Origin of the sequence: Klebsiella pneumoniae, from assembly GCF_000742135.1 — a bacterium.
Lineage (GTDB): Bacteria > Pseudomonadota > Gammaproteobacteria > Enterobacterales > Enterobacteriaceae > Klebsiella > Klebsiella pneumoniae.
The window spans coordinates 2,059,708-2,079,377 of sequence record NZ_KN046818.1; the positions used below are offsets into that span (position 1 = coordinate 2,059,708).

The 19,670-nt window shown below is 57.9% G+C and carries 16 protein-coding genes and 3 pseudogenes; 9 read left to right on the plus strand and 10 right to left on the minus strand.

The genetic code is table 11. The features are described 5' to 3' along the window. Nucleotides 1–202: 202 nt before the first annotated feature. From zntB to dbpA, 3 genes are all read left to right on the plus strand, one after another. Nucleotides 203–1,186 carry a zinc transporter ZntB gene (gene zntB / locus DR88_RS15605; protein WP_004148192.1) on the plus strand — a complete coding sequence of 328 codons (984 nt, stop codon included), beginning with the start codon at nucleotides 203–205 and terminating at the stop codon, nucleotides 1,184–1,186. 316 nt (nucleotides 1,187–1,502) lie between these two features. Then, nucleotides 1,503–1,697, plus strand: coding sequence for a proline-rich small protein YnaL (ynaL, locus tag DR88_RS31670; protein WP_049245346.1), 195 nt, complete (start codon nucleotides 1,503–1,505; stop codon nucleotides 1,695–1,697). A 14-nt stretch (nucleotides 1,698–1,711) separates the two neighbouring features. Beyond that, entirely contained in the window at nucleotides 1,712–3,085 is a 1,374-nt protein-coding gene (gene dbpA / locus DR88_RS15600; RefSeq protein WP_004148193.1) for an ATP-dependent RNA helicase DbpA, read from the plus strand. Between the two features lie 45 nt (nucleotides 3,086–3,130). Here dbpA and ttcA read toward each other — a convergent pair whose 3' ends face one another. Beyond that, nucleotides 3,131–4,066: a tRNA 2-thiocytidine(32) synthetase TtcA gene (gene ttcA, locus DR88_RS15595; RefSeq protein WP_002902422.1), complete on the minus strand. Its 936-nt coding sequence runs from the start codon at nucleotides 4,064–4,066 to the stop codon at nucleotides 3,131–3,133. Nucleotides 4,067–4,299: 233 nt separating this feature from the next. Beyond that, the gene (gene uspF, locus DR88_RS15590; RefSeq protein ID WP_004140161.1) at nucleotides 4,300–4,734 is read right to left on the minus strand and encodes a universal stress protein UspF; all 435 of its coding nucleotides are present in this window, start codon (nucleotides 4,732–4,734) and stop codon (nucleotides 4,300–4,302) included. A 65-nt stretch (nucleotides 4,735–4,799) separates the two neighbouring features. On the opposite strand from uspF, the gene DR88_RS0125635 reads away from it, so the two are divergent. Both DR88_RS0125635 and DR88_RS27385 read left to right on the plus strand, forming a co-directional pair. After that, nucleotides 4,800–5,497, plus strand: a protein-coding gene (locus tag DR88_RS0125635; RefSeq protein WP_115223979.1) for an IS1 family transposase whose coding sequence is annotated in 2 segments (ribosomal slippage) — nucleotides 4,800–5,049 and nucleotides 5,049–5,497 — 699 coding nt in all. Because the reading frame shifts where the segments join, the coding sequence is not laid out codon by codon here. 214 nt (nucleotides 5,498–5,711) lie between these two features. Beyond that, nucleotides 5,712–6,577, plus strand: a pseudogene (locus DR88_RS27385) (IS3 family transposase); the annotation flags it as partial. Between the two features lie 11 nt (nucleotides 6,578–6,588). Here DR88_RS27385 and DR88_RS28020 read toward each other — a convergent pair. The 4 genes and pseudogenes from DR88_RS28020 to nifJ all read right to left on the minus strand — a co-directional run. After that, nucleotides 6,589–6,938, minus strand: a pseudogene (locus DR88_RS28020) (IS1-like element transposase); the annotation flags it as partial. 134 nt (nucleotides 6,939–7,072) lie between these two features. Beyond that, nucleotides 7,073–7,285, minus strand: coding sequence for a KTSC domain-containing protein (locus DR88_RS15585; protein ID WP_002902432.1), 213 nt, complete (start codon nucleotides 7,283–7,285; stop codon nucleotides 7,073–7,075). A gap of 143 nt (nucleotides 7,286–7,428) precedes the next feature. Beyond that, nucleotides 7,429–8,550 carry a porin OmpK37 gene (gene ompK37 / locus DR88_RS15580; RefSeq protein ID WP_004148196.1) on the minus strand — a complete coding sequence of 374 codons (1,122 nt, stop codon included), beginning with the start codon at nucleotides 8,548–8,550 and terminating at the stop codon, nucleotides 7,429–7,431. 356 nt (nucleotides 8,551–8,906) lie between these two features. Then, on the minus strand, nucleotides 8,907–12,434 hold the full coding sequence (gene nifJ / locus DR88_RS15575; RefSeq protein ID WP_004148198.1) for a pyruvate:ferredoxin (flavodoxin) oxidoreductase: 3,528 nt from the start codon (nucleotides 12,432–12,434) through the stop codon (nucleotides 8,907–8,909). A 362-nt stretch (nucleotides 12,435–12,796) separates the two neighbouring features. Here nifJ and DR88_RS15570 point away from each other — a divergent pair, with 362 nt between their 5' ends. Beyond that, nucleotides 12,797–13,060, plus strand: coding sequence for a putative hemolysin (locus tag DR88_RS15570; RefSeq protein ID WP_004140155.1), 264 nt, complete (start codon nucleotides 12,797–12,799; stop codon nucleotides 13,058–13,060). A gap of 45 nt (nucleotides 13,061–13,105) precedes the next feature. On the opposite strand, the gene hslJ is transcribed toward DR88_RS15570, so the two are convergent. The 3 genes and pseudogenes from hslJ to DR88_RS0125645 all read right to left on the minus strand — a co-directional run bounded on the left by hslJ (nucleotide 13,106) and on the right by DR88_RS0125645 (nucleotide 15,306). Further along, nucleotides 13,106–13,546, minus strand: coding sequence for a heat shock protein HslJ (gene hslJ / locus DR88_RS15565; protein ID WP_002902513.1), 441 nt, complete (start codon nucleotides 13,544–13,546; stop codon nucleotides 13,106–13,108). 122 nt (nucleotides 13,547–13,668) lie between these two features. Next, a complete protein-coding gene (locus DR88_RS15560; RefSeq protein ID WP_002902515.1) occupies nucleotides 13,669–14,658 on the minus strand; it encodes a 2-hydroxyacid dehydrogenase in 990 nt (329 codons plus the stop codon). A gap of 147 nt (nucleotides 14,659–14,805) precedes the next feature. Next, a pseudogene (locus DR88_RS0125645) lies at nucleotides 14,806–15,306 on the minus strand (DedA family protein). A gap of 206 nt (nucleotides 15,307–15,512) precedes the next feature. On the opposite strand from DR88_RS0125645, the gene DR88_RS15555 reads away from it, so the two are divergent. From DR88_RS15555 to DR88_RS15545, 3 genes are read left to right on the plus strand one after another with little or no spacing between them, the layout of a single operon-like run. After that, complete coding sequence (locus DR88_RS15555) at nucleotides 15,513–18,152, plus strand: YdbH family protein (RefSeq protein WP_004148203.1); 2,640 nt, start codon at nucleotides 15,513–15,515, stop codon at nucleotides 18,150–18,152. Continuing rightward, on the plus strand, nucleotides 18,149–18,334 hold the full coding sequence (locus DR88_RS15550; protein WP_002902519.1) for a YnbE family lipoprotein: 186 nt from the start codon (nucleotides 18,149–18,151) through the stop codon (nucleotides 18,332–18,334). The genes DR88_RS15555 and DR88_RS15550 overlap by 4 nt, the downstream gene beginning before the upstream one ends. 7 nt (nucleotides 18,335–18,341) lie before the next feature. Beyond that, nucleotides 18,342–18,665, plus strand: a complete 324-nt coding sequence (locus DR88_RS15545) for a YdbL family probable chaperone protein (RefSeq protein ID WP_002902522.1) — start codon at nucleotides 18,342–18,344, stop codon at nucleotides 18,663–18,665. Here the strand turns inward: DR88_RS15545 and feaR are convergent, their stop codons facing one another. Further along, nucleotides 18,666–19,568: a transcriptional regulator FeaR gene (feaR, locus tag DR88_RS15540; RefSeq protein ID WP_016947236.1), complete on the minus strand. Its 903-nt coding sequence runs from the start codon at nucleotides 19,566–19,568 to the stop codon at nucleotides 18,666–18,668. Nucleotides 19,569–19,670: the final 102 nt, after the last annotated feature.

A 19,670-nucleotide genomic window follows, 5' to 3' on the forward strand; every position in this document is an offset into this window, starting at 1 on the left:
TCTGTATGTGTTGAATCGTGAAGAACTTGATTTCACTAAGTTTTAACGTTAAATGAGGGGAGCGCCGCGACCGGGGGCGAAAGCGCTTTTCAATGAAGCGACTAGGCCTGTATTTCCGGGTCATTAAAAGCAAGAATGCGCGCTTTCGCGTACCTTATAGAGAAGGCGCGTAATTTAGCAGATATGGATTAACGGAGGTTGAGTGGACGCGATTAAAGGCTCGGAGTTGCAGATACCGGACGCGATCTTCGCGTGGGTGCTCGACGGGCAGGGGGGCGTTAAGCCGCTCGCCGATGACGATATTATCGACAAAGACAAGCCTTGCTGGCTGCATCTCAACTATACCCATAGCGACAGCGCCGACTGGCTGGCGGCCACCCCGTTGCTGCCCAATAACGTACGCGATGCCCTGGCGGGGGAGAGCACCCGGCCGCGGGTGACGCGGATCGGTGACGGGGCGCTGATCACCCTGCGCTGTATCAACGGCAGTACCGATGAGCGGCCCGACCAGCTGGTGGCGATGCGCCTGTATATGGATGAGCGGCTGATCGTCTCCACTCGTCAGCGCAAAGTGCTGGCGCTGGACGATGTGCTGGGCGACCTGAAGGAAGGTAATGGCCCGACGGACGGCGGCAGCTGGCTGGTGGAGGTCTGCGATGCGTTGACCGATCATGCCAGCGAGTTTATCGAACAACTGCACGATCGCATTATCGACCTGGAAGACGACCTGCTCGATCAGCAGGTGCCGCCGCGCGGATTTCTCGCGCTGCTGCGTAAGCAGCTGATTGTGATGCGCCGCTATATGGCGCCGCAGCGCGACGTTTATGCCCGGCTGGCCAGCGAGCGGCTGCCGTGGATGAGTGACGATCAGCGGCGGCGAATGCAGGATATCGCCGAGCGGCTGGGGCGCGGTCTGGATGAGATCGACAGCTGTATCGCGCGGACGGCGATCATGAGCGACGAGATCGCCCAGATTATGCAGGAGTCGCTGGCGCGGCGGACCTATACCATGTCATTGATGGCGATGGTGTTTCTACCCAGCACCTTTTTAACCGGCCTGTTCGGCGTCAACCTCGGCGGGATCCCTGGCAACAGCTGGCATCTGGGGTTTAGCCTTTTCTGCTTGATGTTAGTCGTTGTCATCGGTGGTGTTGCGTGGTGGTTACATCGCAGTAAATGGCTGTAAAGAATCGCCTTTTAGCGGCTGTAGTGCCGGGAAAACCCGGCAATGTTTGAGCGAAATCAATAAACCATCTACCCATTCAGGGCAATATCTCTCTCGCAGGTGAATGCAACGTCAAGCGATGGGCGTTGCGCTCCATATTGTCTTACTTCCTTTTTTGAATTACTGCATAGCACAATTGATTCGTACGACGCCGGCTTTGTTGAGTCGGCTTTTTTTTTGCGCTCTCCGGACCAGCTTCTACCCTTACTAAGACACCCGACGGTTTCTGGCCGTTGACGCCTGCGGGTACGCCCGTATCACTCTCCGGGAGGCCTCTATGTATTACGCTTCAGAGCTGACAGCCCAGTCTATCCCTATCTCGCCCGAGCCGAACGATCCGGCTCCTTTACCCGATCCACGACCGCGTCCGCAGCCCCAGCCCGATCCGCCGCCTGACGAAGAGCCGATTAAATTGTCGCATCAGGCGCGGAGATCTGCGAGGATACGCGCCTGCAGATTGTCTGCCTTTTAATACGAGAATACATTGTGACCGCTTTTTCTACCCTGACTGTTTTACCTGCCGCCCAATTAGCCAACCTTAACGAGCTGGGTTATCTGTCGATGACCCCGGTTCAGGCCGCCGCCCTGCCGGCGATCCTCGCGGGGAAAGATGTGCGCGTGCAGGCAAAAACCGGCAGCGGAAAAACGGCCGCATTTGGGCTGGGTCTGCTGCAGCATATCGATCCGGCGCGCTTCGAGACCCAGTCGCTGGTGTTGTGCCCGACCCGCGAGCTGGCCGATCAGGTCGCCGGCGAGCTGCGCCGCCTGGCGCGCTGCCTGCCGAACATCAAGATTCTGATGCTCTGCGGCGGGCAGCCCTTTGGCGCCCAGCGAGATTCCCTGCAGCATGCCCCGCATATTATCGTCGCCACCCCGGGCCGTCTGCTCGATCATCTGCAGAAGGGAACGGTCTCCCTTGACGCGCTGCAGACCCTGGTGATGGACGAAGCGGACCGCATGCTCGATATGGGCTTCAGCGATGCCATTGATGAGGTGATCCGCTTCGCACCGGCTGACCGGCAGACGCTGCTGTTTTCTGCTACCTGGCCGGCGGCAATCGCGGCGATCAGCGGCCGGGTGCAGCGCAATCCGCAGACCATTGAGATCGACACTGTCGACGCGCTCCCGGCGATTGAACAGCAGTTCTTTGAAGTTTCCCGCCACGGTAAGATTGCCCTGCTGCAGCGCCTGCTCAGCCAGCATCAGCCCGCATCCTGCGTGGTGTTCTGCAATACCAAACGCGATTGCCAGGCGGTCTGCGATGCGCTCAACGCCGCCGGGCAGAGCGCCTTGTCGCTGCATGGTGACCTTGAGCAGCGCGATCGCGATCAGACGCTGGTGCGCTTCGCTAACGGCAGCGTCCGGGTTCTGGTGGCGACCGACGTCGCTGCCCGCGGTCTGGATATCAAATCCCTGGCGCTGGTGGTGAATTTCGAGCTGGCCTGGGATCCGGAGGTGCATGTTCATCGCATCGGCCGTACCGCCCGCGCCGGTGAACAAGGGCTGGCCATCAGCTTCTGTGCGCCGGAAGAGGCGCAGCGCGCCACTATTCTGGCCGACATGCTGCAGCTTTCCCTGAACTGGCTGCCGGCGCCGACGGGCAACACCATCGCGCCGCTGACGGCGGAGATGGCGACGCTGTGTATCGACGGCGGGAAAAAGGCGAAAATGCGCCCGGGAGATGTGCTGGGAGCCCTGACCGGGGGTATGGGCTTTGATGGTGCCGATATCGGCAAAATTACCGTCCACCCTGCCCACGTCTATGTGGCGATCCGCCAGAATATGGCGCAGAAGGCGTATAAGCAGTTACAAAATGGCAAGATCAAAGGTAAATCCTGCCGCGTACGACTGCTGAAGTAAGGGCAGGAGAGTGCGTCTCAGGCGGCTGCCTGAGACGCGTGAGGGTTATTTCACTTCCACTACGTTCAGACGCAGCTCATCGAGACGGGCGTCTTCTTCTTCCGGCTGCCAGCCGGCGGGCTGCAGGGGAATATCTTCCCGGTCAAACGCCAGATCGCCACCATCCACCACCTCTGAGCCGTGGGTGATGCCTTTAAAATCAAACAGATTGACGTCGCTCAGGTGCGAAGGCACCACGTTCTGCATCGCGCTGAACATGGTTTCAATGCGCCCAGGATAACGCTTGTCCCAGTCGCGGAGCATATCGGCGATCACCTGGCGCTGCAGGTTTGGCTGCGAACCGCACAGGTTGCACGGAATAATCGGGAAGCCTTTGGCCTGGGAGAAGCGCTCGATGTCCTTTTCGCGGCAGTAGGCCAGCGGGCGGATGACGATGTGTTTGCCGTCGTCGCTCATCAGCTTCGGCGGCATCCCTTTCATTTTGCCGCCGTAGAACATATTCAAAAACAGCGTCTGCAGGATATCGTCGCGATGATGGCCGAGGGCGATCTTGGTCGCCCCGAGCTCGGTAGCGGTACGATAGAGGATGCCGCGACGCAGGCGAGAGCACAGCGAGCAGGTGGTTTTTCCTTCCGGGATCTTCTCTTTGACGATGCCGTAGGTGTTCTCTTCGACAATCTTGTATTCAACCCCCAGCTGCTCCAGATACGCCGGCAGAATATGCTCCGGGAACCCTGGCTGCTTCTGATCGAGGTTCACCGCCACCAGCGAGAAGGAGATGGGCGCGCTTTTCTGCAGATTGCGCAGGATCTCCAGCATGGTATAGCTGTCCTTGCCGCCTGAAAGACAAACCATAATGCGGTCGCCCTCTTCAATCATATTGAAGTCGGCAATCGCCTCACCGACGTTGCGGCGCAGACGTTTCTGCAGCTTATCGATGTTGTACTTTTCTTTTTTACTGATTTCTTGGTTTTGCAGCATGTAATAGTGGCTCAATTCATAGTGTGGCATCAGAAGAGCACGCATTCTGCCAGCCGCTGAACAACGTGGCGCTGGCGCGTAGCAATTATTGAGGTTTGACAGGCAACCGTGGCGTGTATGGTACGGATTCAGGGGCGGAATGTCAGCATCTTTCCGGCACTTTCGGCAGCGAGCAGCCAGGCGGGGGCGGCTGATGCGGAAATAAAAAGCCCGCCGGGCGGCGGGCTGCGGCGTTAGCGGACCACCAGTACCGAGCACTCGGCGTGACGAACCACCGCGGCGGCGTTGGAGCCCAGCAGATAAGTTGTGATATCCGGTCGGTGCGAAGCGATGATCACCAGGTCGGCTGGCAGCGACTTGGCCAGCGCAAGGATTTTATCTTTTGGCGATCCTTCCGCGACGTGAAAATGCATCCGGTCTTCCGGGATGGAGAACTGCTTCGCGATCTCTTTCAATTGCGTTTCAGAACCCTCACGCAGCTCATCCATGCCGGGAAGCTCAGCGGTATAGGCCATTCCCAGTGAGGCATAATAGGGCAGAGAAGGGATCACGGTGAGGAAATGCACCTCGGCGTCGTCAATCCGCGCTTCCGATTCAACGTGACTGATAATGCGTTCAGTAAATTCTTTATCAGAGATATCGATAGGGACAAGAATCATTCTGCTCATAAAACCTCCTGGTAATGCTACCAACTTACTGATTTAGTGTATGATGGTGATTTTAAGGTGCTTGCGTGGCTTCCATTTCCATCAGATGTCCCACTTGTTCAGCTACCGAAGGCGTCGTGCGTAACGGTAAAAGCACTGCCGGACATCAGCGCTATCTCTGCTCTCACTGCCGTAAAACATGGCAACTACAGTTCACTTACACCGCCTCTCAGCCCGGTACGCACCAGAAAATCATTGATATGGCCATGAATGGCGTCGGATGTCGCGCCAGTGCACGCATTATGGGCGTTGGCCTCAACACGGTTTTACGTCACTTAAAAAACTCAGGCCGCAGTCGGTAACCTCGCGCATACAACCGGGCAGTGATGTGATTGTCTGTGCTGAAATGGACGAACAGTGGGGCTACGTCGGTGCTAAATCACGTCAGCGCTGGCTGTTTTACGCGTATGACAGGATACGGAGGACGGTTGTGGCGCACGTCTTCGGTGAACGCACTCTGGCCACACTGGAGCGTCTTCTGAGCCTGCTGTCGGCCTTTGAGGTCGTGGTATGGATGACGGATGGCTGGCCGCTGTATGAATCACGCCTGAAGGGAAAGCTGCACGTTAACAGCAAGCGTTACACTCAGCGCATTGAGCGACATAACCTGAATCTGAGACAACATCTGGCAAGGCTGGGACGGAAGTCACTGTCGTTCTCAAAATCGGTGGAGCTGCATGACAAGGTCATCGGGCATTATCTGAACATAAAACACTATCAGTAAGTTGGAGTCATTACCGTTAATGTTTATCGACGCTCAAATAGCAAAACAAAAGGATCAATCAGCGGTCCTTTTTATTATTTTAATAATATCAATAAATTAAATTCTTAACGTACGTTTTCGTCCGGTTGGCCTTCATACCCCGATATTGGCTCATCATTGATGGTCAAAAAATGAGCCTAACGTACAATAATTTTCGATATCCAAACTGACCCCAATAAGCCTTGTCAGTCGTTGCCTCCGGGTCTCACGTGCGCAGCTGCATGCCATGGCCCGTAGGTCGAAGGACTGGCAGGGTCGTCGGTGCAAGCGCAAGCCTGATGATACTGAAGCGCTGGCCCTTATCCATACCGTTATCGGCGATCTGCCCACCTATGGTTATCGTCGGGTATGGGCACTGCTGCGCAGACAATCAGAAACTGACGACATGGCGGTGCTGAATGCCAAACGCGTATATCGCATCATGCGTCAGAATGCGTTGCTGCTTGAGCGTAAACCGGCAATAACGCCCTCGAAGCGACGCGCATACAGGGAAAGTGGCCGTTGGAGAAAGTAACCAGCGGTGGTGCTCTGACGGCTTCGGGTTCAGCTGTGATAACGGTGAAAAACTGCGGGTCACGTTCGCGCTTGACTGCTGCGATCGCGAGGCACTTCACTGGGCGGTCACAACGGATGGCTTCGACAGTGAAACCGTACAGGACGTCATGCTGGGAACAGTGGAACGCCGCTTCGGCAGCAGCCTGCCGTCATCCCCCGTTGAGTGGCTGACGGATAACGGTTCAGCCTACCGGACTCATCAGACGCATAGGTTCGCCAGAATGGTATGACTGGAGCCTGAACATACAGCAGTAAGCAGCCCGGAAAGCAACGGGATGGCAGAGAGCTTCGTCAAAACGATGAAGCCCGATTACATCAGCGTCATGCCAAAGCCCGACGGGTTAACAGCGGTAAAGAACCTTGCGGAGGCCTTCGAACATTAACGAATGGCATCCGCATAGTGCACTGGGATATCGTTCACCACGGGAATATCTGCGGCGGCGGACCAGTAATGGGTTAAGTGATAAAAAGTGTATGGAAATATAGGAGTCAACCCACCCGACGTAGCCCCTCTGCTCTTCCCTTTTTACGCAGACAATAACACCCCAGCCAGCCTTTATCCGCGAGGTTACTGACTGGGGACTGAGTTTTTTAAACGACGGAAAATGGTGTTCAGACCAATGCCGATAATGTGTGGACTGGCACGGCATCCAGAGCCATTTATAGTCATATCGATGATTTTCCTCTGGTGTGTACTGCGCTGTGAGGTTGTATAGGTGAAAGTGAGTGTCCATGGCTTACGGCACTGCCTGCAGAGATAATGCTGATGACCGGCAGTACTTTTGCCGTTACGGTCTACGCCTTCAGTCACAGCACAAGATGGCGATCCCACGTAAATGGAAGCCATAAAGCACCTCAAAAACACTATCCAACACAAAATCAATAAGTTGGTAGCACTACCAAACCTCCTGTTTAAGTATCCCTTCATATTGTAAGGTATTAGGGCACGTTTTGTATCATGACCGCAGTCACACTTTGACATTAACGTAGCTTGCGTTCGGGAAATTTTCCTTTGATCACCCCATCATAATACCGGCCTTTTGACACCACCTGTAAAAAATCATGAAAAATACGCGGTGGGACCCCGGTATATTGTAATGGCGGCTGGTGATAGAAATAGATTTCCAGTGTGGCGGAGGCGTCATCGTAGGCGACGGAGATAATTCGGGAAGATTTTACCGGATGGTGGTGCATGATGGACGTCCTCGGGCAAGCACTGACTGGCCATGACTATATCATTAAACGGACGGCTATTTTAGTCCGCGAGATATAGCGTTTTGTTTTATCTGCAGCGAGGCGGGTGGGGGAAAGCCCGCCGGAACCGGCGGGCAGGCGCATCAGAACTGGTAAACCAGGCCCAGGGCGACGATGTTATCGGTAGAGATACCGTTGTCTTCGTAGAATTTGTCGTTACCATCCAGCAGGTTGATTTTGTAATCAACATAGGTGGACATATTACGGTTGAAGTAATAGGTCGCGCCAACGTCCATATATTTGACCAGATCTTTATCGGCATAGCGACCGTTATTGTACAGATCTTTGCCTTTGGACTGCAGGTAGGAGATGGCCGGACGCAGGCCGAAGTCGAACTGATACTGCGCGGTGACTTCGAAGTTTTGCGTTTTATTGGCCACGCCGTCATTGCCGTACGGGGTCATATTGCGGGTTTCAGAGTACATGGTCGCCAGGTAGATATCGTTGGCGTCGTACTTCAGGCCGGCGGTCCAGGCTTCCGCTTTATCGCCGCGCGCGTTGGTCTGGGTCATCTGATCGTTAGTACGGTCAGACGAGGTGTAAGCTGCCGCCGCGCTGATGCCCATGCCGAAGTCGTAGGAAGTGGAGAGGCCGAAACCATCGCCATTGTCGAAGCGAACATCGCTGTCGCTGCTGCGGTTATTGGTGCCGACGTTGATATCCTGCGCGTTCTGGCCTTCGTTTTTACCCTGATACTGCAGGGCGAAGTTCAGACCCTCCACCAGACCGAAGAAATCGCTGTTGCGGTAGGTTGCGACGCCGTTGGCGCGGCCTGCCATAAAGTTATCCGCATAGGTGTAGGAGTCGCCGCCGAACTCCGGCAGCATATCGGTCCAGCCTTCAACGTCGTACAGCACGCCGTAGTTACGACCGTAGTCGAAGGAGCCGTAATCGCCCACTTTGATACCGGCGAATGCCAGACGGGTCCACGCCTGATCGCTGGAGGTCTCGGTGTTGTTGGCCTGAACGTTATATTCCCACTGGCCATAGCCGGTAAGCATATCGTTGATCTGGGTTTCGCCTTTAAAGCCAAAACGTAAATAAGTTTGATCGCCGTCTTTTTTCGAGTCGCTGGAGAAATAATGCAGACCATCTACCTTGCCATAGAGATCTAATTTATTCCCGTCTTTATATATTTCCGCCGCATGCGCGGCACCGGCGGCTAATAAAGCCGGAATAACGAGGGCCAGTACTTTTCTTTTCATGAAGAAATTCCTTTAACTGTTTTTATGTTTTAACTTCCGGGTGGGAAGTGAACTCATGCTAAAGGAGCGGTCTGAGATCCGGTAAGACTCAATTGTTACGATATAAGTAAAATCTAAAATAAATAATACCAATGAAATGGTGATAATTATGCTGAATGCATTTATAGATAATATACAAAATAAAAATTATACATGCCCGGGCTAATCACGTATTATTTGCGCGTTATATGCCTTTATTGTCATGCCAATAATTTATTGTTGCCGTCTCATTCTGCGGAATGATGTTGTTTATCGGTAAAACGACAAGCCCGAACGTTGTGTTCGGGCTTTTTTTATGGACAAAGGTGACGGGGCGGTTAACCTTCGCTTGGCGATTTCTCCGCTTTGCCAGCCAGCTGGGCGAGGAAGTCATAGCGCTTCTGCAGATCGGCGGCGGCGTCTTTCCATAGCTGCTCCGCCACTTCAGGCTGCTGGGCGTTCAGGCGGCGGAAACGTTGCTCATTAAGCAGCGTCTCGGCCAGCGCGTCTGATGGCGGACGGGAATCTAGCGCCAGCGGGATCTTGCCTTCATCTGCCCGACGCGGGTCGAAGCGGTAGAGCGGCCAGAAGCCGGTGGCGGTCAGCTGACGCATCTGGTCGTGGCTGAGCGCCAGATCGTAGCCATGCTCTTCGCAAGGGCTATAGGCGATGATCAGCGATGGCCCCGGATAGGCTTCCGCTTCCTGAATCGCTTTCACCGTCTGGTTCAGCTGCGCGCCCAGCGAAATTTGCGCCACATAAACATGACCGTACATCATCATGCTGACGCCCAGATCTTTACGCGCCTTGCGTTTGCCATGCTCGCCAAACTTAGTCACTGCTCCCAGCGGGGTGGCTTTTGACGCCTGCCCGCCGGTGTTGGAGTAACACTGGGTGTCCAGCACCAGAATATTGACGTTTTCCGTCAGGCTCAGTACATGGTCCAGGCCGCCGAAGCCGATATCGTAAGCCCAGCCGTCGCCGCCGATCAGCCAGACGGATTTCTCCACCAGTGCGTCGGCATCGGTCAGCAGCTCTTCAGCTCCCGCCACGCCGGCCAGCGCCTGACGCAGGGCTGCCACCTGTTCGCGGCGAACTTCCGGCGTCGCCTCGGCGTGCAGCGCCGCGTTCAGCTCTGCCGGCAGTTTGTCGGCGAATTCGCTCAGCAGGCGCATCACGCGCTGGCGATGCTGGTCGACGGTCAAGCGGAAGCCGAGCCCGAATTCGGCGTTATCCTCAAACAGCGAGTTGGCCCACGCCGGGCCGCGGCCGTTGGCGTCGGTAGTGTATGGTGTCGAGGGCAGGTTGCCGCCGTAAATGGAGGAGCAGCCGGTGGCGTTGGCAATCAGCATTCGGTCGCCGTACAGCTGGGTCAGCAGTTTGATATACGGCGTTTCGCCACAGCCCGAGCAGGCGCCGGAGTATTCAAACAGCGGGCTGATCAGCTGTGAGGTGCGAATATCAATGCGCTCAAGTTTGCTGCGGTCGATTTCCGGCAGGTTGAGGAAGTACTCGTAATTGACCTTCTCCTCTTCCACATGCTCCAGGCGGGACATCATATTGATGGCCTTGATCTCCGGGTTCTGGCGGTCTTTTGCCGGGCACACTTCGACGCACAGGTTGCAGCCGGTGCAGTCTTCCGGGGCGACCTGCAGAACGTATTTCTGTCCGCGCATATCGCGGGATTTTACGTCCAGCGAGTGCAGACTGGCAGGGGCGTTCTCCATCTCTTCCGGGGCGACCACTTTGGCGCGGATCGCCGAGTGCGGGCAGGCGGCGACGCAGTGGTTGCACTGAGTACACAGCGCTTCCTTCCAGATGGGGATCTCTTCGGCGATGTTGCGTTTCTCCCAGCGGGTGGTGCCCATGGGCCAGGTGCCGTCCGGCGGCAGAGCGGAAACCGGCAGCGCATCGCCGAGGCCGGCCAGCATCGCGGCGGTGACCGTTTTGACGAAATCCGGCGCGGCGTCGGAGACCACCGGCGGGCGGTTCGGACTGCTGGCGTTCACCGGCTGGAGCGGTACTTCCGCCAGTGATTCACGGGCCAGGGCCAGCGCCTGCCAGTTGCGCTCCACCAGCTCCTGACCTTTACTGCTGTAGCTTTTGGCGATGGCTGCCTGCAGTTCCGCCAGCGCGCTATCACCCGGCAGGATCTGGGTTAAATGGAAAAAGGCCATCTGCATCACGGTATTAATGCGCGCCCCGAGGCTGCATTCGCGGGCGATCTTTGCCGCGTTGACCACGTAAAAACGCGCTTTTTTCTGATTCAGGGTGGCCTGGACTTCCTGGGGCAGGCGGGACCAGACCTCATCGGCGCTGTACGGCGTGTTGAGCAGGAAAATGCCGCCGGGCTTCAGCCGCTCGGCCATCTGGTATTTATCGATAACCTGCAGCTGGTGGCAGCCGACGAAATCAGCCTGCGAAATCAGATACGATGAACGAATCGGTTTTTCGCTGACCCGCAGATGCGAGACGGTGAGGCCGCCCGCTTTCTTCGAGTCATAGACAAAATAGCCCTGGGAGAACCATGGGGTCGAGTTGCCGATGATTTTGATGTTGTTTTTGGTAGCTGACACGCTGCCGTCGCTGCCGAGGCCGTAGAACAGGGCCTCGAGCTTGGCCTCTGCCGGCAGGGTATTTTCGCCCAGCGGCAGCGACAGGTTGGTCACGTCATCATAGATCCCGACGGTAAAGCGCGGCTTCGGCTGGGCGGCCTGCAGTTCACTGAATATCGCCAGCACGCATTCCGGACCAAACTCCTTGGAGGAGAGACCGTAGCGGCCGCCGATAGTGCGCGGTAGCGTCTCGCGCTCGCCGCGGTTAAAGGCTTCCGCCAGGGCGGTCATCACGTCGAGGTAAAGCGGTTCGGCAAGCGCGCCGGGTTCTTTGGTGCGATCCAGTACGGCAACCGCGCGGGCGCTCTCCGGCAGCGCCGCCAGCAGGTGGGCGGCGGAGAACGGGCGATAGAGGCGGACTTTTAGCACGCCGACTTTCTCGCCGCGACTCAGCAACTCATCGACCACCTCTTCGCAGGTGCCGATGGCCGAGCCCATAATGACGATCACGCGCTCTGCCTGCGGGTGGCCGTAAAACTCAAACGGTTTGTACTGACGGCCGGTGGCGGCAGCGAAGTCGTCCATCGCTTTCTCGACATGGTCATACACCGCGTCGTACCACGGATTGGTAGCTTCCCGGGACTGGAAGTAAGTGTCGGGGTTGGCCGAGGTTCCGCGGATCACCGGGTGTTCCGGGTTGAGCGCGCGCTGGCGATGCTCAGCGATCTTATCCTGCGGCAGCAGGGCGCGAATGGTGTCATCCGCCAGCGGGGCGATTTTGTTGATTTCGTGCGAAGTACGGAAACCATCAAAGAAATGAATAAACGGCACCCGGCTTTGCAGGGTGGCGATATGCGAGATCAGCGCGAAATCCTGCGCTTCCTGGACGCTGCTGGCGCACAGCATGGCGCACCCGGTCTGGCGGACGGCCATGACATCGGAATGGTCGCCGAAGATCGACAACGCATGGGTAGCGACAGTGCGGGCGGCGACGTGCAGCACAAACGGCATCAGCTGGCCGGCCAGTTTGTACAGCGTGGGGATCATCAGCAGCAGGCCCTGCGATGAGGTAAAGGAGGTGGAGAGGGCGCCGGTCTGCAGCGCGCCATGTACGGCGCCAATGGCACCCGCCTCCGACTGCATTTCGACCACGCGGGGAACATCGCCCCAGACGTTTTTCAGCCCATTGCCGGCCCAGGCGTCAGCCTGTTCCGCCATCGTTGAACTGGGCGTGATCGGGTAGATGGCGATAACTTCACTGGTGCGAAACGCGACGGAAGCGACCGCGCCATTACCATCAATCGTAATCATATGAAGACACCCTTACATTGCGCAAAAGAATGGACGCGTGAAACCGCGACGCGCCCTGTAATTATATAAGGGGTAGTTTAGCAAACCGCTGACCCCGCCATTTTTGCATTTGTGTCCTCAATGCGCCGGGTACCCGTGACCAGATCAATATTTTGCGTGGTTCGCGGAGAAAATGGCTGCCTGCCGGGAGATGAACCACCTGCGCCGGGCGACATGGCCGAGGCAGATCAAGCTTTAGGCGAAAATTTGCTAGAAAATGTTAATGAGGCGCATAAATACGTACTTCCCCTCTCGACGCCGCCCGCCACGCTGCCTATTATTCTGGGGTTTGCTTTTTTAAGACGTTTCCGAGGGGAGAGAGAATGCGAGCTGCGATGTTAGTAGGATGTGCGGCGCTGTTGCTGTCCGCGTGCAGTAGTGAACCCGTTCAGCAGGCCACGGCGGCGCACGTCACGCCGGGAATGCGGGCGGCGATGAGCGACGCCGGTCAGGCCAACTGCGCCATGATAGGCGGCTCGTTATCGGTGGCTCGTCAGCTCGATGGTTCGGCGATTGGCATGTGCGCGCTGCCGAACGGCAAACGCTGCAGCGAGCAGGCGCTGGCGGGCGGCAGCTGCGGCTACTAACAGCGGCCCCGTCGCGGGGCAGCGTCAGCGGCACCTCAACGCCGGCTAGTGCATCAGGTCGGCGAGCTTATAGACCAGCGTCTGGTCGGCGGTCGCCAGCGTCAACTGGTTTTCCGTCAGATCGACCTGCGCACCCTCGCGCAGCATCTTGTCGATCGTCGCATCCAGGGTATTGAGCTGGGCGTCGTGGCACAGCATCCGGGTCATCGCCAGCGATTTGACCTTCAGCTCGCCGTCCGACACTTTACCTTCCCCGCTAAAGCCGTTGCACATATTGCCGGATACATACATCTTGCCGGTAATAGCCATCTTCTCACCGAAGCTCAGCTCCAGCGGCCGGTCGCTGGCGTTGACCGCCTGGCCGTTGACGCTGGTCAGCACGAAACGATGATGCTGCAGCTGTTCCGCACCGGTGGACACTTTACTGTTATAGACACAGCCGGACAGCAGCATACCTGCCGCCAGAAGCGCCGCAAATTTGTTCATTTTCACTCCAAAACATTCACATAACTAATAAAACCAAGCCAGTGTAACGGTATCGCAGCGGGGATCTGTGGGGATTATCTGAATGTGCTCCCCCCGGGAGAGGAGCACAAAAGGGAAAGGCATTAGACGATGGCGTTCGGACAGGTTTCGCCGTTGGCGACCTGCTGCAGGTTACCCAGAGTGGTCTCCGAAATGCTGATCAGCGCCTCGGCGGTGAGGAACGCCTGGTGGCCGGTAAACAGCACGTTATGGCAGGCGGAGAGGCGGCGGAAGACATCGTCCTGGATCACGTCGTTGGATTTGTCTTCAAAGAACAGATCGCGTTCGTTCTCATAAACGTCCAGCCCCAGCGCGCCAATTTTCTGGTGCTTCAGGGCGTCGATGGCCGCCTGAGAGTCGATCAGGGCGCCGCGGCTGGTGTTGATCACCATCACCCCGTCTTTCATCTGATCGAAGGCTTCGCGATTGAGAAGGTGGTAGTTTTCGTCGGTCAGCGGACAGTGCAGGGAGATCACGTCCGATTCCTTGTACAGCGTGGCGAGGTCGACATATTCCACACCCAGCTCCAGCGCGGCGGCGCTTGGGTACGGGTCGAACGCCAGCAGGCGCATGCCGAAGCCTTTAAGGATCCGCAACATCGCTACGCCAATTTTCCCGGTGCCGATCACCCCGGCGGTTTTGCCGTACATGGTGAAGCCGGTGAGGCCTTCGAGGGAGAAATTGGCATCGCGGGTACGCTGGTAAGCGCGGTGGATGCGGCGGTTGAGCGACATCATCATGCCGATCGCATGCTCAGCGACCGCTTCCGGAGAGTAAGCTGGAACGCGCACGACGCGCAGGCCAAGCTCCTTTGCCGCCTCAAGGTCGACGTTGTTAAACCCGGCGCAGCGCAGGGCGATATATTTCACCCCGTGGGCCTTCAGCTCTTCCAGCACCGGGCGGCTGCCGTCGTCATTGACGAAGATACATACCGCTTCGCAACCGTTGGCGGTTTTGGCAGTCTTCGCTGTCAGCAGGAAATCGAAGAATTCCAGTTCAAAGCCGTATGCATCATTAACGTGCTGCAGGTACTTTTTATCGTACTGCTTCGTACTATAAACCGCGATTTTCATAAGACTTTTCTCCAGTGATTATACCGTCACGGTAGCATATTTAAAATAATCGTACAATTATTAAAAAATAGTTTAATGAGAGGGTGCTAATCCTAATTCTAGAGCATATCGCGGACTTGCGGAATCTCTTTGAAAGACAAAGTTTTTTCACCACAAACTGAGGCTGAAAGCGCCGGGGGCGAGCAGCAGAAGCGGCCACAGCAGACCGGAGCTGACGTTAGCCAGCTGAAACGACCACAGCGGCAGACTGCTGGCGCCGCTAACGAAGGGCAGCGTAGCCCTCAGGGGAGAGAGAAAGCGGCTGAAAAAGATAGCCCACGGGCCATAGCGCTGAAAGAAGAGGCGGCTGCGGGCCAGACGCTCGGCGGTCAGCCAGCGTAGATGGGTGAGGCGATGACGGTAGCGAATGCCCAGCCGCTACGATAGCCAGAATCCGCCGATGGCGCCGAGGCTGGCGCTGGACCACATTAACAGGAAATGTCCGAGGCTGGCGGAAGCGAATGTTCCCAGCAGCAGCAGGCCGGAGGTGCCGGGGATTGCCAGCGAGACCAATGCGCAGGATTTAGTGAAGGTAAGCAGAAAAACAATCAGCAATACCCATGGATAGTGGTCCTGTGCGCTCTCTATGAGCGAGATAATTAACGACACCGCCTCTCCCGCAAGCTATTCCCGTCTGGCTGGAGTGTGGCAGGGGCGACTTAAACAACAGTTAAATGATAATGGCCGAACGTCGCGCCGCGAGTCCGGCTGGCAACTATGCTTTAACAGGCCGTAAACTTTCACTCAGTGGTCGAACGTGTCACAATGGACGCCTTTCGGCTTTTACTTATGTTGAATCAGGATATTAACTGCCCATGAAGGGTAAATATAAAGCCGCCATCGCGCTGGTGTTAGTTCTGGTGTTATTGCCGCTAACCCTGCTGTTGACGCTAACCCACTCGGTGCCGACGCTGGCGGGCATCTGGCTGCCCGTGGGCACGCGTATCTCTTTGCAGGAGAGCCCGCGCCTGACGCGGTCGGCCCTGCTGATCCCCGATCTGCGTTATCTGGTGGGCGACTGTGAAATCGCCCGGGTGACCGATGCCCGTCTCTCGCGTCCCAGCCGCTGGCGGCTGCATATTGGCCAGCTGGAGATCAACAGCGCCTGCCTGAGCAAACTGCCGGCCAGCGATCCCTCTCCCGGTTCACCGCGCACGCTTGCCGAATGGCAATCGATGTTGCCCTATAGCTGGTTAACCATTGACAATCTGCGGCTGTCGCCGTGGGAGAAATGGCAGGGGCGGCTGGTAATGTCATTAACGCCTGCGCAGCAGGATATCGGCTTTGCCGGGAAGGAACTGAGTCTGCAGGCGCGCCTGCGCGGCCAGGCGCTCACCGTCAGCCAGTTCAGCGCCCGGCTGACTGACGATCAGCCGCCGGTGAAGCTGGTGGGGACCTTCCATCTGCCGCTGGTGCCGGATGGTCTGCCGGTCGACGGCCAGATGCAGGGCACCTTCGAATTCCCGCAGACTGCGGAATGGATCGATGCTGAGCTCGAGTGGCAGCACAATCGCGGCCAGCTGCTGGTCACCCCGCGGGGTGAGGTAGAGCCTATTCTGGACCTGCCGTGGGAGATCACTCCGGAGCGGATCACCATCAGCGACGGCCGTTGGCGCACCCGTTACGAGGCGTATCCGCTGCGCGGGCGGGTGGCGCTGTCGGTGGGTAACTGGCAGCAGGGCACCGAACAGATGATCGTCAGCGGTCGCCTGAATGTTCTCACCGAGGGGCATGCCGGGAAGGGCAATGCGGTACTGAATATTGGTCCGGGCAAGCTGAGCATGGATAACAGCGATCTGCCGCTGCGGCTCACCGGCGAGGCCAAGCTGGGGGAGATGATACTATACGCGGCGCTGCCGGCTCAGCTCAGCGGGCCGCTGATCAGCCCGCAGCTGGCTTTTCACCCCGGTGCGTTGCTGCGCTCGCGCGGGCGGGTGATCGACGCGCTGAATATTGACGAAATCCGCTGGCCGCTGGCCGGGGTTAAGGTCACTCAGCAGGGCGTCGATGGCCGCCTGCAGGCGATCCTTCGCGCCCATGAGCAGCAGATGGGCGACTTTACGCTGCATCTGGACGGTCAGGCGAGCGATTTTCTGCCCGACAGCGGCCGCTGGCAGTGGCGCTACTGGGGCGAGGGACATTTTACCCCGATGCAGGCGCGCTGGGATGTGAAGGGCAGCGGGGAGTGGCGCGACAATGCTATTACCCTGAGCAGCCTCTCCACCGGCTTCGATAAGCTTGAGTACGGCACAATGCGGGTCAGCACCCCGCGTCTGACCCTCGAGCAGCCGATCCGCTGGCTGCGCGATGCTGAGCATCCGCGGTTGACCGGCGCGCTGTCGCTGGACGCCGCCAAAACCACCTTCTCCGGCGGCAGCTATCTCCCGGCCTCAACGCTGAAATTCGCCCTCGACGGTCGGGACCCGACGTGGTTCCAGTTCACCGGCGCCCTGCATGCCGAGGCTATCGGTCCGGTGCGTCTGTCCGGGCGCTGGGATGGCGAACGGCTGCGCGGCCAGGCGTGGTGGCCAAAACAGTCGCTAACGGTGTTCCAGCCGCTGGTGCCGCCGGACTGGAAGATGAACCTGCGCGAAGGCAGTCTCTACGCGCAGGTGGCCTTCTCGGCGGCAGCCGGGCAGGGATTTGAGGCGGGCGGCCATGGCGTCCTGAAGGGCGGCAGCGCCTGGATGCCGGATAACCAGATCAACGGCGTCGACTTCGTCCTGCCGTTCCGCTTCAGCGACGGTCACTGGCAGCTGGGCATCCGCCGCCCGGTCTCCCTGCGCATTGGCGAAATCGTCAACCAAGTCACCGCGCGTAATCTGACGGCGGACCTGCAGGGCACCTGGCCGTGGAGCGAGGCCAATCCGCTGCAGCTCAGCGACGTCAGCGTCGATCTGTTAGGCGGGAAACTGACGTTGCTGCAGCTGCGTATGCCGCAGCGCGACCCGGCGTTGATCCGCCTGCAGCATATCTCCAGCAGCGAACTGACCAGCGCCGTCAAGGTGAAACAGTTCGCCATGTCCGGCGCGGTGAGCGGCGCGCTGCCGCTGTGGCTGGAGAATAATCAATGGATCATCCACGACGGCTGGCTGCGCAATGACGGACCGATGACCCTGCGGCTGGATAAAGACACCGCCGATGCGCTGGTGGCGGATAACGTCTCCGCCGGGGCGGCGATTAACTGGCTGCGCTATATGGAAATCTCCCGCTCGTGGACGCAGATTAACCTCGATAATCTGGGCGTGTTGACGCTTAAGGCCAGCATCAACGGCACCAGCCGGGTGGAAGGGAAAAGCAGTACCGTGCATTTAAACTACGCTCATGAAGAGAATATTTTCGACCTGTGGCGCAGTTTGCGCTTCGGCGACAATTTACAGGCGTGGCTCGAGCAGAATGCTACGCTGCCCGTACGGCGCTGTACGGACGGTAAGACATGTAAGGAACCTAAATGAAGAAGCTGTTACTGGCCATGGCGGCGTCGATGCTGCTCGCCGGCTGTACGCCGCGCATCGAAATCGCGGCGTCGAAAGAGCCCATCACCATCAATATGAATGTCAAAATTGAGCATGAGATCCATATCAAGGTCGATAAGGATGTGGAAAACCTGCTCAAATCCCGCAGCGATTTGTTCTGAGGCGACGATGAGAAAACGACTGTTAACCGCGGCGCTGACGCTGGCTTTACTCAGCGCGCCCGCGCTGGCGTTGACCCTGAGCGAAGCGCGCCAGCAGGGACGAGTGGGGGAGACGCTGAACGGCTATCTCGCGCCGCTGCGTCAGGATAAAGAGACGCTGGCGCTGGTAAAGCAGATTAACGCCGCGCGCAGCGAAAGCTACCAGCAGCTGGCGGATGACAACAATCTGCCGGTGGATGAAGTGGCGAAAATGGCCGGGCAGAAGCTGGTGGCCCGCGCGCAGCCCGGGGAGTACGTCCAGGGATTGAACGGCCAGTGGCTGCGCAAATAATTAGCGACAGCGCTTGCGGTATTCCCCCGGGGTGACGCCAAAGCGCTGCTTAAAGGCGGTGGAGAAATGGCTGTGGTCGCTGAAGCCCCAGCGGTAGCCGATCCCCGCCAGCTTTTCATCGTCATGGACGTTCTGTAACGCCTGGGCACACAGATCCAACCGCCGGTTCTTAATATACTGCGCCACCACCAGCCCCTGGTCGGCAAACAGCCGGTACAGGCTGCGTACCGACATGCCCGTCTCGCTGGCCAGCCACTCCGGACGCAGATGCTCCGACTGAATGGACGCATCGATTAACGCAATAATCTTCTGAAACTGCTTTTCCCGCCGGGAAGGGGCAGGATCGCGCTGATGCAGCACCGGGCGCAACAGGCAGGCGATCGCCTCCAGCGCGGCTTCGCTCTCGCTGGCGGAGAGCGTCGTGCCGCCCATGCTTTCCAGCAGCAGTCGCTGGCTGAGCTGGACCATTGGCAGAGATTTGTCCAGCCGGCAGGCGGTAGTGATGTCCCCTGTGGGCGCCACCCGCTGGCGCGGCAGCAGCAGCGAGGCCTGACGTGAGGTCTGCTGCCAGACGATGGAGCATGGGCGGGCGGCGTCGATTAACGTGATATCGCCTGCCGCCAGCGTCACCTGGCGATCGTCCTGTTCGATGATGGCTTCGCCGGCGAGCTGAAACACGGTATAGAACCAGGCGTCGTTATCGCGTTTTATCTCATTGCGCGTGCGGTAGAGATTGACGCCGGCGGCGGTGACGGTACTGACCTTGAGGCTGCCGGCGTAGCGGGCGTCAATCTCGCCGTGGAAACTCTCCTTCAGCGGCCGGGCGGCGAAATGGCCGCAGACCTGATTGATCGTCGCCAGCCAGCGCTGATATGCCAGCCCCCCCTCTGCCGTGGTCATCATTCGCCCTTCTCCTGTAATAACAATGTTTCCGCATTGTTGCATTTGTGTCGCCTCAGGCAAGGGCGCGATGGCGGGTATATGAAAGAACTATTACCCGCGGCA

What these genes read in the sequence shown, in the direction of transcription:
- DR88_RS15570 (WP_004140155.1), top strand. Translation starts at nt 12,797, where the DNA reads ATGCGAGCTGCGATGTTAGTAGGATGTGCGGCGCTGTTGCTGTCCGCG.
- DR88_RS15545 (WP_002902522.1), top strand. Translation starts at nt 18,342, where the DNA reads ATGAGAAAACGACTGTTAACCGCGGCGCTGACGCTGGCTTTACTCAGC.
- feaR (WP_016947236.1), bottom strand. Translation starts at nt 19,568, where the DNA reads ATGATGACCACGGCAGAGGGGGGGCTGGCATATCAGCGCTGGCTGGCG.
- hslJ (WP_002902513.1), bottom strand. Translation starts at nt 13,546, where the DNA reads ATGAACAAATTTGCGGCGCTTCTGGCGGCAGGTATGCTGCTGTCCGGC.
- ompK37 (WP_004148196.1), bottom strand. Translation starts at nt 8,550, where the DNA reads ATGAAAAGAAAAGTACTGGCCCTCGTTATTCCGGCTTTATTAGCCGCC.
- uspF (WP_004140161.1), bottom strand. Translation starts at nt 4,734, where the DNA reads ATGAGCAGAATGATTCTTGTCCCTATCGATATCTCTGATAAAGAATTT.
- nifJ (WP_004148198.1), bottom strand. Translation starts at nt 12,434, where the DNA reads ATGATTACGATTGATGGTAATGGCGCGGTCGCTTCCGTCGCGTTTCGC.
- DR88_RS15560 (WP_002902515.1), bottom strand. Translation starts at nt 14,658, where the DNA reads ATGAAAATCGCGGTTTATAGTACGAAGCAGTACGATAAAAAGTACCTG.
- DR88_RS15555 (WP_004148203.1), top strand. Translation starts at nt 15,513, where the DNA reads ATGAAGGGTAAATATAAAGCCGCCATCGCGCTGGTGTTAGTTCTGGTG.
- DR88_RS15585 (WP_002902432.1), bottom strand. Translation starts at nt 7,285, where the DNA reads ATGCACCACCATCCGGTAAAATCTTCCCGAATTATCTCCGTCGCCTAC.
- ynaL (WP_049245346.1), top strand. Translation starts at nt 1,503, where the DNA reads ATGTATTACGCTTCAGAGCTGACAGCCCAGTCTATCCCTATCTCGCCC.
- DR88_RS15550 (WP_002902519.1), top strand. Translation starts at nt 18,149, where the DNA reads ATGAAGAAGCTGTTACTGGCCATGGCGGCGTCGATGCTGCTCGCCGGC.
- ttcA (WP_002902422.1), bottom strand. Translation starts at nt 4,066, where the DNA reads ATGCTGCAAAACCAAGAAATCAGTAAAAAAGAAAAGTACAACATCGAT.